The sequence below is a fragment of the Bacteroides sp. 11BF genome, from assembly GCF_019633765.1.
In the GTDB taxonomy this organism is placed as follows: Bacteria; Bacteroidota; Bacteroidia; order Bacteroidales; family Bacteroidaceae; genus Bacteroides; species Bacteroides hominis.
In genome coordinates this window covers 292,879-305,418 of the sequence record NZ_JAFKPJ010000001.1, presented here as the reverse complement: position 1 = coordinate 305,418, position 12,540 = coordinate 292,879, and the positions used below count along the sequence as shown (strand labels likewise).

The window sequence follows — 12,540 nt, the reverse complement described above, 5'->3', positions numbered from 1 at the left end:
TTGACTACTCGTACCGCATAGAACTGGCCGGATTGATCTTGGTAATCAAATAAGAGGGACCGACCAACATTAATACAGAAGCCAATAAGGTGCCGGCATTGATCAGAAGGAAAAGCCAGATGTTCATGGAAACCGGCACCATACTTACATAGTAAGTTTCGGGATCGAGTTTAAAAAGTCCCAACTGTGACTGCAAAACACAGAAAGTAATGCCAATTGCATTTCCCCACAACATCCCTTTCCCAATCAGAAAGACAGAGAACCACAGAAATACTTTACGGATAGTGAAATCATTGGCTCCCAAAGCCTTCAGGATGCCAATCATCTGTGTGCGTTCAAGGATGATAATCAATAATCCGGAAATCATCGTGAAGCCGGCTACCCCAATCATCAGGATAAGAATGACCCATACATTCAGGTCGAGCAGATCGAGCCAGGCAAATATCTGAGGATTCATTTGTTCGATGCTCTGTACGTAATAAGTCCCCCCGTAAACATCTTGCTTATTGTCCGTATCAACGGCTATACCATAGGTTATATCTTCCAGTTTGTCATAGTCACGTACCTGCAACTCTGCTCCGCTCACTTGTCCGGGGGCCCAGTTATTCAAACGGTTCACCAAATACAAGTCAGTCAGCAGAAAGAGATTATCATATTCAGAAAAGTTCGTTTGGTAAATACCTTTCACCGTCAATCGGCGGGCACGCACATCTTTCTGGATAAAATAGGCATATATTTTATCTCCCAGTTTCAGTTTCAGCCGGTCAGCTATCGCTTTCGATATGACCACCTGATTGGTGGAAGCCGTATCACTGAAAACCGGTATCTCTCCTTCTACCAGATGGTCGCGGAAAAAGGCAGAATCAAACTCCGGACCGACACCTTTGAGCACCATGCCCTGAAAAGCGTCATCTGTCTTTATCATCCCCGGTTTGGTGGAATATCGCTGCACATGTTTCACTTCCGGACGGGCGGAAAGAGCGATCATCATACTATCATCCACCACAACCGGATGAGTTTCGTAGGACCCTACCGCATCAAAATTACTGATCTGGATATGGGAGCCGAAGCCGATCACTTTATTACGTACCTCACTCTTAAAACCAATCACTACAGATACGGCAATGATCATCACCGCCAGGCCGATAGCAATGCCAATCATGGCAATCAGGACAGCAGGACGGGAAACTTGTTTCCCCCCGTCCGTATCACGATAAATCCGACGGGCAAGAAAATAGGAAAGCCTCACCTTGCCCTTCTCTTTGGAAAAGGGAACGGAGTTGCTTTGACTATGTGAATGAATGGATGACATCAGGTCTTATTCTGTTCTTCCCGGATAAGCCTCCAATGCTTTTTGCAGAACAAAGAGCGCACGGGTTAAATCTTCCTTTTTCAATACGTAAGCAATACGGACTTCATTCTTTCCGGAGCCCGGAGTAGTATAGAAACCGGAAGCCGGAGCCATAAACACTGTCTGTCCTTCATACTCAAACTCAGACAGACACCAGGCACAGAATTTATCCGAATCATCGACCGGTAACTTGGCTACTGTATAGAAAGCTCCCATCGGAATGGGGGAATAAACACCCGGTATACGGTTCAGACCGTCAATCAGACATTTACGGCGCTCAACGTATTCGTCATAAGTTTCGCGTGAGTACTCTTCGGGAGCATCCAGTGAGGCTTCGGCAGCAATCTGTCCGATCAGCGGAGGACTCAAACGTGCCTGACAGAACTTCATCACTGCATCACGCACTTCTTTATTCTTGGTTATCAAGGCACCGATGCGGATACCACATTCCGAATAACGCTTGGAAACAGAGTCAATCAGTACCACGTTATTCTCAATTCCTTCCAGATGGCAAGCCGAAATATAAGGGGAACCGGTATAGATAAACTCACGGTACACTTCATCGGAGAAAAGGAAAAGATCATACTTCTTCACCAAGTCACGGATCTGGTTCATCTCACGTCGGGTATACAGATAGCCGGTCGGATTATTCGGATTACAGATCAAGATACCCTTGGTACGTTCGTTGATCAACTCTTCAAATTTCTCTACTTTCGGAAGAGAGAACCCCTCCTCAATTGTCGTAGCAATGGTGCGTATTTTAGCTCCGGCCGAAATGGCAAAAGCCATATAGTTGGCGTAAGCAGGTTCGGGAACAATGATCTCGTCTCCCGGATTAAGGCACGACATGAATGAGAAAAGTACAGCTTCGGAACCTCCGGTAGTAATGATTATATCATCTGCTGTCAGGTTGATATTGAATTTCTCGTAATATCCTACTAATTTCTCGCGATAGCTACGATAACCGGCACTGGGACTATATTCAAGCACCTTGCGGTCGATGTTGCGTATCGCGTCAATCGCGGCCTGAGGAGTGGGCAGGTCCGGCTGTCCGATGTTCAGGTGAAATACATGGATTCCCCGCTGTTTGGCAGCATCTGCCAGGGGAGCCAGCTTTCTGATAGGAGATGCAGGCATCTCTGTTCCGCGAATCGATATGGTTGGCATAATCTTGAATTATAAATGATCAATTAATAAATATGAGCGGCAAATGTACACAATAAATCGGACACAAAGACATAAAAACTTTAAAAACCTTATCAAGGGTAAAAACGTTGTGGTAATATCAACGGAAAACGATACATTTGTATAACTACAAACCTAAAACGATAACATAATGACCATAAACCTGATCACATTTGCATCGATTCTGCATAAGCAAGCCACTGTACGTAGTTCGCACGAAGCGATTCTCAGTGAACTGGAAAAATATTTCACCGTAAATTTTATTGATTACCGGGACATCAGCCAGTTGCCAAAAGATGAATTCAGCATCATTTTCATTGCTACCGGAGGGGTAGAAAGACTGGTAATGCAATGCTTCGAATCGCTCCCCCGCCCTGCCATTATACTGGCCGACGGAATGCAAAACTCCCTGGCTGCGGCACTGGAAATTTCCTCTTGGTTACGTGGGCGGGGTATGAAAAGTGAAATCCTCCATGGAGACTTTATGAGTATCGTTCAACGAATCCAGGTACTTTATACCAATTTCAAGGCACAACGTTCATTAGTAGGGCTTCGCATCGGAGTGATCGGCACCCCTTCTTCATGGCTGATTGCAAGTAATGTGGATTATCTGCTCGCAAAGCGGCGTTGGGGAATTGAGTATCTGGACATTCCGTTGGAACGGATTTATGACGTATACGACCGTATTACAGACAACGAAGTCGGTGCTTCATGCGCCGCGGTTGCTTCGCAAGCTTTGGCATGCCGTGAAGGGACTCCCGAAGATATGATTAAGGCAATGCGCCTTTACCGGGCCGTCAAGCGAATCTGTAAAGAAGAAAAACTAAGCGCCGTCACCCTGAGTTGTTTCAAACTGATAGAGCGCACCGGTACTACCGGTTGCCTGGCTCTTGCCATGCTGAACGACGAAGGGATCATTGCCGGATGTGAAGGGGATCTGCAATCTGTATTTACATTACTCGCCGCCAAAGCACTGACCGGGAAAGTAGGTTTCATGGCAAATCCTTCAATGATTAACGCCCGGAGCAACGAAATAATACTGGCACATTGCACAATCGGAATGAAGCAAACCGAACGTTACATCATCCGCAGCCATTTTGAAACGGAAAGCGGTATCGGTATTCAGGGACTGCTGCCGACCGGAGATGTCACTATCGTGAAATGTGGTGGAGAATGTCTGGACGAATATTACCTTTCTACCGGAACTCTGACCGAAAACACCAATTACATCAATATGTGCCGTACACAAGTACGTATAAAAATGAATGCACCGGCTGATTATTTCCTGAAGAATCCACTCGGGAACCATCACATTTTGTTACAAGGTAATTATGAAGATGCACTGAACGAATTCTTACAGGCAAACTCCTGTAAACGTACGGAGTAAATGCACTCAGGGCTTAACGGAGGTAAAGTCAAAACTCACCACAGAGAATACAGAGTGACACGGAGAGAATTTCAGATCATTGGTTACCAACACAGATAATCTGTGTTACCCTGTATTCTCCGTAGTGGAAAGAGTATTGACACATTCCTCCCGTCAAGGCCTAATTTAAGACATGCAATGAAAGACACACGATATATGAAAAGAATCTTCCTATCAGTACTGTTTATCTGTACTTTCCTTTCTCATCTTACTGCACAAACAGGCAAAGAAAGCGAACTTATCAAGCAGAATTATATCCAATCGGTTATCGGACAGGACGAGAGCAAACAAGCTTTCTTACAACTATTATCTAAAATTCCTCCCGAAAAAGAGGTATCCGACCAGAACGTTATCGAACTTCAACAACTTTACCCTATCCGCCGGGAAGAGATACACCGACTGATCAGTACGATACGGGGAGACGGTTCATGGCCGGACATCAATTATGCCGATACCAAACGTTCGGGATGGGAACCGAAACAACACACAGAGCGGATACTGAAACTAACCAAATATTATGCCCGCGAAAAAGAGAATGCTTCCGCACAAGAGATTTCAGCCGTAACCAGCATTATTCACCAAGCCATGAATTACTGGTTCACCGAAAAACTGGTCTGCAAAAACTGGTGGTACAATCAAATAGGTATTCCCCGCACCTTGGGACCGGCTTTCCTCCTTTTCGAAGCAGAAATGACGGAAAAAGAAAAGCAAGAAGCCGTGCGGATGATGGAACAATCCCATTTTGGCATGACAGGACAGAACAAAGTATGGCTGGCAGGCAACGTACTGATCCGGGGCTTGCTCTTGAATGACTCCCAACTGGTAAAAGAGGCACGGGAAAACATTGGCTCGGAAATCGTACTGGGACAGAAAGAGGGTATTCAGCCGGACTGGAGCTTCCATCAGCATGGTCCCCAACAACAGTTCGGCAATTACGGACTTTCTTTCCTCTGCAACATGAGTTTTTATTCCGAACTGTTTGCCGACACCCCTCTTGCATTCAGCCAGGAGCAACAGGATATCCTTGTATCCCTTCTTCTGAAAGGGTATCAATGGATTGTATGGAAAGGCCATTGGGACGTAAACGGATTGAACCGGCAACTCTTCCACAGCGCCGATCTTCACAAATCATTCAACCTACTCTTCGCAGCCTGCTCACTGATGAAGGGAAGCAATAAACAGCAGACACAGGAAATAGAGGCATTTATAGCCCGCAACTTTCTACATCCGGACACAGAAAACGATTTCACAGGAAATAAGTTCTTCAAAGATTCCGACCTGACCATTCACCGTACCTCTGTCTGGATGGCATCTTTACGCATGGCATCCAGCCGGGTGATCGGTACGGAACTGGTAAATGAGGATAACCTGAAGGGATATTACATGGCAGACGGAGCTGTCTATACGTATATTCGGGGAGATGAATACCACAATATTTTCCCTTTCTGGAACTGGTGTCGGATACCCGGTATCACAACCTATGAAAGCAATGCTCCCATCCCGACAGATAACGGACCGAATTCACGCAACAAAACCAATTTCACAGGTGGAGCAACAAACGGAAAACAGGGAATCACCGCCATGCACTTGAACCGTAACGGGCTATCCGCGAACAAAGTATGGATATTCACCAATGAATTTATCCTGTGCCTGGGAAGCGATATCCATGCAGACAGCATTGCCACACTTATCACCTCCATCGATCAACGGTTCAAAAATGGTGAAATATGGACGGAAGGAAACCGCCGTTATTTCCACGACAACACCGGATATATCCTTCTGCAGGACGAACTTTGCCTGGCACTGGCAGAAAAGAAGAAAGGACAGTGGCACGACTTCATGGGAATGTACGCTCCCCGGATGTTGGAAGATGAAATTTTCTCTATTTACATCAAACATCCGTCAGGTGTCCCTGCCACTTACCGGTATTTGGTGCTCCCGGCTTCCACTCAGGAGAAGACGGCTGCATTCGATATTTCAAAAGTACAGGTATTGCAAAATGACGAAAAGGCACAGGTGGCATTTATCGACAAAATGTACTACGTCGCTGTTTGGCAGGCAACGACTCTCAAGCTGTATAACGGAAAAAAGATACTTATAAAAAAACCGGGAGCCTATCTGTATCGTGCAGACGGTACCCCGATTTCCCAAGCTATTTTTCCCAAAGGAGAGATCTAAGAATCTACCTTCCGGCTATCTCATATTTTCAGGCAATTCGTAATATCTCACCCAGTCGACCTCCATCTGTACGGGAAGCTCCGCGTCGTCTATCTCTCCGGCCCATCCTCCAAGTATCTGGTTGAGCAGCAGGAAGAACGGAACATCGAAAGGCCACTGCACAGAACCCTCCTCTTTGATGCGGGGATAACTGAAAGTGAGCGAATCATTGATGAACATATCAATCTTATCCGGTGTCCATTCCATCCCAAACACATTAAATTCATGCGGATTGTAGGATGCAGTGGTATAATAGTCCGGATCTGTTTTATGTCCTAACACTTTGATATATTCGGTATGCATGGTATGATAGACAAATGTATCTTTGTTCAATTGTTCCATTATATCGATCTCTCCACATTTGGGCCACGCACCATACGTTGTAGAATCGGTCGGTTTGAGCCAGATAGCAGGCCAGGAACCTTTAGCACTGCCCAGTTTGGCACACACTTCAAAGCGTCCGTACAAGAAATCTTTTTTACCCAAAGTCTCAACACAACCGGCCATGTAGCGGATCGTATCATTCGGATCGCTATTGGGCAAAGCACGCAAAATCAACTTACCGTCTTTTACGAATGTAACAAAGTTATTGTCCCGACAAAAGGGATGCCAAGGAGAGAACACCCACTTTTCCGGATCGGGTGTACCGTCTTTCTCGAACTCATCTTGCCAAGTGAGCTTCCAGTCTATATCACTTTCATAAAGCTTACGGACAGGAGTATCTTTGCAGGATGACAATGATATGCCGGCAAATGTCCAAAAGACAAACGGCAAGGTTAACAATAAGTTTTTGTGTTTCATGATATATTGGTTTAAAGTGAGACCTCCACCCATTTTCCACCATGCCATTCGGTCACTGTCTCAAACCCGGCCTTCCGTAAAGCCTCCAATGCTTCGGGACGTCCGCTGTTGATACGTTCGGGATAATGCGAATCACTGTTCACCTGTACACGGACACCCAACTCTTTCAACAACGGGAAATAGCGTTCGTTCGGGAAGAAGGTACCCAAGTGATGCAAAGCCTTGGTATTGATCTCTACGATATACCCTTTGGCCGCAACAGCAGAGAAATAATCGTGCATCAAGTTATCATACCAAGGTTCGTCCAACAGGCCGGGACGGTAACAGGCTGCATTGTGATGCATCTTGTCGGCATGTCCTAAGATATCAAACCCTCCCAATTCCACCATCCGCAACAGACGTTCGTAATACAGACGTACCACACGATCGAGATCACCACCGAAATGCTGATCGACAATATCCCTGAATACTTCCGCACACACATCGATATCAACCACTTCTTCCCGATCGTTATAGAGCAAATGTACCGAGCCGATACGATAATCGAGCGGCAATTCGCGGAAACGCGGCACAGCCGGATTGCTGTCTTCATTCAGGTAGTCTATCTCCAGGCCGATAGCCAGTTCAATCTCCGAAGCATACTTCTCCTTCATCCGGGCAAACTCAGTCAGATAGTCGTCCATACGATCCCACTCCATCGTCCAATGGGTAGGGAACGGTAGCGGAGCATGCGAAGAAATACCATAGGATGTAAATCCCTGGCTGATGGCAAAACGGATAAAATCCTCCATGCCGGCCCGACCGTCACAATAGAGGGTATGGCTATGATAATTGGTCAGATTCATGATTCTATTTCACTAAGTTCAAGCCAGCGCATGGTTTTCTCGTCTATCAAATCGTTTACCTCCGGCAGCCGCTTTGATTTATCGGTCAGTTCATCCACCGAAAGTGTACCGCTGCAAAGCAGTTCCTCTATCTGTGCTTTCTCGGCTTCCAGCCCGGCTATTTCTTTCTCCAGTTGTTCGAACTCCCGTTTCTCTTTGAAACTCATCTTACGCTTATCGTTCAGACGGACACGGGCTGTCTTTTCCTCCTGCGGTTTCTCAGCTTCCTTCTCCTTTTGGGACTTCGCTTCTTTCCAGTCCCGGTAATCGCTATAGTTACCGGGAAAGTCACGGATATCTCCCTGTCCATTGAATACCAGCAAGTGATCGACCACCTTATCCATAAAATAGCGGTCATGGGAAACGACAATCACGCATCCCTTGAAGTTCTGCAAATACTCTTCCAGCACATTCAGGGTAATGATGTCGAGATCGTTTGTCGGTTCATCAAGTACCAGAAAGTTCGGATTACGCATCAGCACGGTACAGAGATAAAGACGACGGCGCTCTCCACCGCTCAGCTTATAAACATAGCTGTGTTGAGTTTCGGGAGTAAACAGGAAATGTTGCAGGAACTGAGAGGCTGTCAGCTTCTTGCCGTTACCCAGCTCAATCACTTCGGCGATATCCTGCACGACGTCAATCACCTTCATTTGCTCGTCAAACCGCAATCCGTCCTGCGAGTAATATCCGAAACGTACGGTCTCTCCGATATCCAGCGTACCGCTATCGGGCTGCACCTGTCCCATCAATATCTTTATAAAAGTAGACTTACCCGTACCGTTGTTCCCAACAATCCCCATCTTTTCGTAACGGGCAAAGATGTAAGAGAAATCTTCCAATATCTTCAGGTCACCGAAACTCTTATAGAGATGATCGGCTTCAAATATCTTACTGCCAATGTAGGAAGCCTTCACCTCCAGTTTCACATTGTCGTTGTTAAACCGTTGTTTGGCTACTTTCTCCAGTTCGTAGAAAGCATCTTCACGATACCGGGCTTTATGTCCGCGGGCTTGCGGCATACGGCGCATCCAATCCAGCTCGGTACGATATAAATTATTGGCACGCTCTATCTCTACCGTCTTCGCCTCAATGCGTTCCTGGCGTTTCTCCAGATAATAGCTGTAATTCCCTTTATACTGATAAACCTGACGGTTGTCTATCTCAATGATTTCAGAACAGACCCGGTCGAGGAAGTAACGGTCATGCGTTACCATCAACAGACTAAGGTTCGTACGACGAAGGTACTCTTCCAGCCATTCGGTCATATCAAGATCGAGGTGGTTGGTGGGCTCATCCAGAATCAGCAAGTCCGGTTCGGTAATCAGGGCATTGGCTAAAGCCACCCGTTTGAGTTGGCCTCCGGAAAGATGTTTCACCTGTTGCTCAAAATTCCGTATCTTGAGTTGAGAAAGAATCTGTTTGGCTTTCTGTTCGTACTCCCAGGCTTTTTCATGGTCCATACGCACCAACAGGTCATCCAGTCCCGGATGTCCTTCGGTTTCCATACAGCGTTCGTATTCCTTAATAAGCTCCACCGTACTGTTGCCATGATGAAAACAGGCTTCCAATACAGTCAGTTCTTCGGGATATTGCGGATCCTGTTCCAGATAGTCTACACGAAGGTCACGGCGGAACACAATATTTCCGCTGTCATATCCTTCCTTACCGGAAAGTATATTCAGCAAGGTGGTTTTACCTGTACCGTTTTTAGCTATCAAGCCGATACGCTGGCCTTCGGCAATACCGAAGGAAATATTTTCGAAAAGTACCAGATCCCCAAAGGATTTGGTAAGGTTATCTACTTGCAAATAAGGGGTCATAATAATCGTATATGATAAAATGTGGTTAGTGTGCCAGTGCTTTCTTATATGCCTCTGCCACCTCGCATCTTTCTCCGGCTTTCACCCGGCTCCACAACAGTTTCATCGGATCAATCAGATGTTCCGCATCTTTATACCGAAGCACCGGTACTTCCCGGTTACCGTCAACCAGCGTCATCCATTCCATGCCTTCCACTTCATTAGCCAGAATCGTGCAGATGGCAATACCGAATGCCAGCCAGGGCTCTTTCTTTTTGGGCGAAAGGACACCGCTGTCAATCACCTCCTGTATCTTTTCGAGGTCTTCCTCCACACCCTGAAAGTCCTTCTTCAGCTGTGTCTTCACTGTATCTGTCACCCACTCATAAGCCTCGTTCACCTGATAGATTTCAGAAAGGCGAATGGGAATTACTTCTGCGGGATACTTCTGTCCGTCTTTACGAATTTCAAGGCTGGATATGATCTTTTCCGCCTCCTCCACACGCTCTCCTTTCGGTACGGTGAACGAACATTCAAAGGCCACATTGTCAATGCCTGTCACCCAAAGATGGCTGGTGTAATAGGTACCTTCTTCCTCAAACATCTCTTTACTATAGGCACACTCCAGTTGCCCCACCTTCACCAAGGAGGCCGAAGGATTTTCCTTGAGTTCTTGACGGATGGAGTCCTTTCCATAATTCATGCCACCTTGAGCAGCAGCATCCGCTTTATAGGCCGAGATACGGAAATTACCCGTCCAAAGTTCGGGATTATAAAAGAGGAAGGAGCCTTCGCCGTCTTCAAATTCGCTCCAATCTGACGGATATATCATTGAGAACCATGTTCCCGGAGAGATAAATTTCTTACCTTGTATCATATTGCTTACTGAATGTTGATAACCTCACAAAAGTAACAATCCCAACGCTGATATGCAAAAAATAGAATAAAAAAACAGCCGATTCTCACGAACCGGCTGTTCCAATCATCATCTATGAATGAAGACAGCTTTTAGCGTCCTCAATATTTTCTTAACTCCAGACGGGCATAGTCCGACCGGAGAATCAATTTGTTACTGTTCAGTTTCTCTACGGCAAAATCCTGTACCCGGGCATCCATGCCGAAAGTTTTCATCTGTTCCGCCGTAGCGTCAAGTATCTGTATATGCATAGAATCGTTCTCGTAGGTATATGTCCCATAGAACTCACCATACCCCAACTTCTTCAGATTGATAATGTCCATCTGGAAACTGAAATAAGTGTCCAGCGGAGTTTCCGCATTACCATCTTTATATTCTATACGCTGCATCTGCCACATCCCATCCAGATAGCGATGCCCGAACTTCTCTCCACAAGACGTAAAAGTCATCAGGGCGACGAACAATAATAGGATTCCTTTTTTCATTTCTTCTTACCAATTAAACCTGTTTTACGAATGGTGAGCATACCGCCCCAGCTCTCTCCCAACATATTACCTCCATCCACCGCACCGGCCAGTGTGAAGCTCCATCCCGGAATCTGTTCGGGTTTATAAGTCACCTCCAACAATCCGTTCTGGTTTCTCCTGATAGTCCGGTAAGGACTTCCGTAAGTTCCCCAATGCTTGGCTACACTTACCAGAATCCGGTAATCTATCTCCGGAGTCGGACTGCCGTTCAGCCCGATATGGAATCCTTTAACACGGTTACTTTCAAAAGCCAGATTTCCATCCTTATTATATATAGGCGAGGTAACCAGCGGATTGCCGATCCCCTGTCCCCAATGTTCCCAACCGGCATACTGCGAGTTATTGTAATAATTATCAGCCCCGGTAAATGAATGATCAATAGCCGGAGTAGCAAAATAATGGAAAGCGCCTGACTGGTGCTTCGTATACAAAAACTCTCCGACAACCGTCTTCACAAAAGGATTCTCCGGTAAGGTCACCTCCAATCCGGTCAGACAATCACGCCACATACCGTAAGTCAGCGTCATCCCCGAACGGTCTTCGAAAAAGTGCTCCCAATATGCTTTTACTTTCCAGGTCGGGAAATGATACCCCACAGCAGCACTGTAACTGCCTACATGGTTTCCCAGAATATTGATCTGGTCACTCTCCGATGCGCCACTGTCTCCATTACTCGGAAAGAAAATACGGAAAAAGTCCTTCCAACTGTCCGGTGTGCGCAACACCGTTCCGTCCGGATAATAGCAATCGCCTCCGAACTGGGCCGCCATTTCAATACCCAACTCCACCGAAACCGGTGATTTCTCCAGGTTCTCGACTTTCAGGAAAGCCGCTTTCGAGTGAAACAACGTCTCTTTCGTATATTTAGAACGTCCGTCCGTGAAACGCTCCTGAAACTTTTCATCCGTAAACATTCCATAAGCCACATGTCCCTTTATATGCAACCAATGTTTGGTCCATGGAAAAGGTATATATTCGGGAATTGAAATCCGAACCTGCGGGATGGGACGGGCATTGGTAGAAAAAGTCATGCTACCGGAACTCAACTGGTCATTTTTCATTTCGTTGCCACGCTCCTTACTGCCGACACTGATTTCCATCCCTCGATAACGCAAGTCTACATAGGCCTGTTGAATGAAGAACTTAGACGTGAAGCGACTCGCACCGACCATTTCCAATCCAAAAGCATAAGAGAACTTTTTATCCTTCTCCAAATCCCGAAAGATTCCTGCATCCAAGTAAGCATTGTTTTTACGAATAGACGACAGCCCATGCTTATTTGCCACGAGCCAGAAAGGCGTATTGTGTCCACCACTTACAGTTGCACTGGTTTCAATCTTATAGTTTAGGCCTTTGTCAAACTGCGCCTGCACAGTGGCAGGGGCTATCAGCATCAAGCAGCTGATAATGAAATAGTTTCTTCGTTTCATT

At 46.2% G+C, this 12,540-nt stretch carries 10 protein-coding genes; 2 read left to right on the top strand and 8 right to left on the bottom strand.

Features of this window, described 5'->3' with window-relative positions; genetic code table 11:
* Positions 1–4 precede the first annotated feature (4 nt).
* A complete protein-coding gene (locus JZY04_RS01305; RefSeq protein ID WP_005776372.1) occupies positions 5–1,249 on the bottom strand; it encodes an ABC transporter permease in 1,245 nt (414 codons plus the stop codon).
* 69 nt (positions 1,250–1,318) lie between these two features.
* Positions 1,319–2,518, bottom strand: coding sequence for a pyridoxal phosphate-dependent aminotransferase (locus tag JZY04_RS01300; RefSeq protein WP_005776370.1), 1,200 nt, complete (start codon positions 2,516–2,518; stop codon positions 1,319–1,321).
* 169 nt (positions 2,519–2,687) lie between these two features.
* On the opposite strand from JZY04_RS01300, the gene JZY04_RS01295 reads away from it, so the two are divergent.
* Both JZY04_RS01295 and JZY04_RS01290 read left to right on the top strand, forming a co-directional pair.
* Entirely contained in the window at positions 2,688–3,923 is a 1,236-nt protein-coding gene (locus tag JZY04_RS01295; RefSeq protein WP_005809286.1) for a fucose isomerase, read from the top strand.
* 195 nt (positions 3,924–4,118) lie between these two features.
* On the top strand, positions 4,119–6,140 hold the full coding sequence (locus tag JZY04_RS01290) for a polysaccharide lyase 8 family protein (RefSeq protein WP_122142414.1): 2,022 nt from the start codon (positions 4,119–4,121) through the stop codon (positions 6,138–6,140).
* Between the two features lie 15 nt (positions 6,141–6,155).
* Here the strand turns inward: JZY04_RS01290 and JZY04_RS01285 are convergent, their stop codons facing one another.
* From JZY04_RS01285 to JZY04_RS01260, 6 genes are all read right to left on the bottom strand, one after another.
* Complete coding sequence (locus JZY04_RS01285; RefSeq protein ID WP_181996359.1) at positions 6,156–6,980, bottom strand: glycoside hydrolase family 16 protein; 825 nt, start codon at positions 6,978–6,980, stop codon at positions 6,156–6,158.
* Between the two features lie 11 nt (positions 6,981–6,991).
* Positions 6,992–7,825 (bottom strand): histidinol-phosphatase, encoded by an 834-nt coding sequence (locus JZY04_RS01280; RefSeq protein ID WP_122142416.1) that lies wholly within the window; start codon positions 7,823–7,825, stop codon positions 6,992–6,994.
* On the bottom strand, positions 7,822–9,687 hold the full coding sequence (locus JZY04_RS01275) for an ABC-F family ATP-binding cassette domain-containing protein (RefSeq protein ID WP_122142417.1): 1,866 nt from the start codon (positions 9,685–9,687) through the stop codon (positions 7,822–7,824). Before JZY04_RS01275 ends, JZY04_RS01280 begins: the two co-directional genes overlap by 4 nt.
* 25 nt (positions 9,688–9,712) lie before the next feature.
* Positions 9,713–10,543: a DUF3805 domain-containing protein gene (locus tag JZY04_RS01270; RefSeq protein ID WP_005776363.1), complete on the bottom strand. Its 831-nt coding sequence runs from the start codon at positions 10,541–10,543 to the stop codon at positions 9,713–9,715.
* 140 nt (positions 10,544–10,683) lie between these two features.
* The gene (locus JZY04_RS01265) at positions 10,684–11,067 is read right to left on the bottom strand and encodes a lipocalin-like domain-containing protein (RefSeq protein WP_122142418.1); all 384 of its coding nucleotides are present in this window, start codon (positions 11,065–11,067) and stop codon (positions 10,684–10,686) included.
* Positions 11,064–12,539 carry a capsule assembly Wzi family protein gene (locus tag JZY04_RS01260; RefSeq protein WP_005809301.1) on the bottom strand — a complete coding sequence of 492 codons (1,476 nt, stop codon included), beginning with the start codon at positions 12,537–12,539 and terminating at the stop codon, positions 11,064–11,066. The genes JZY04_RS01265 and JZY04_RS01260 overlap by 4 nt, the downstream gene beginning before the upstream one ends.
* Between the last annotated feature and the right edge of the window lies 1 nt (position 12,540).

Bases quoted from the DNA above. Each gene is read 5' to 3' on its own strand.
- JZY04_RS01265 (WP_122142418.1), bottom strand. From the start codon at position 11,067: ATGAAAAAAGGAATCCTATTATTGTTCGTCGCCCTGATGACTTTTACG.
- JZY04_RS01285 (WP_181996359.1), bottom strand. From the start codon at position 6,980: ATGAAACACAAAAACTTATTGTTAACCTTGCCGTTTGTCTTTTGGACA.
- JZY04_RS01275 (WP_122142417.1), bottom strand. From the start codon at position 9,687: ATGACCCCTTATTTGCAAGTAGATAACCTTACCAAATCCTTTGGGGAT.
- JZY04_RS01300 (WP_005776370.1), bottom strand. From the start codon at position 2,518: ATGCCAACCATATCGATTCGCGGAACAGAGATGCCTGCATCTCCTATC.
- JZY04_RS01270 (WP_005776363.1), bottom strand. From the start codon at position 10,543: ATGATACAAGGTAAGAAATTTATCTCTCCGGGAACATGGTTCTCAATG.
- JZY04_RS01290 (WP_122142414.1), top strand. From the start codon at position 4,119: ATGAAAAGAATCTTCCTATCAGTACTGTTTATCTGTACTTTCCTTTCT.
- JZY04_RS01280 (WP_122142416.1), bottom strand. From the start codon at position 7,825: ATGAATCTGACCAATTATCATAGCCATACCCTCTATTGTGACGGTCGG.
- JZY04_RS01260 (WP_005809301.1), bottom strand. From the start codon at position 12,539: ATGAAACGAAGAAACTATTTCATTATCAGCTGCTTGATGCTGATAGCC.
- JZY04_RS01295 (WP_005809286.1), top strand. From the start codon at position 2,688: ATGACCATAAACCTGATCACATTTGCATCGATTCTGCATAAGCAAGCC.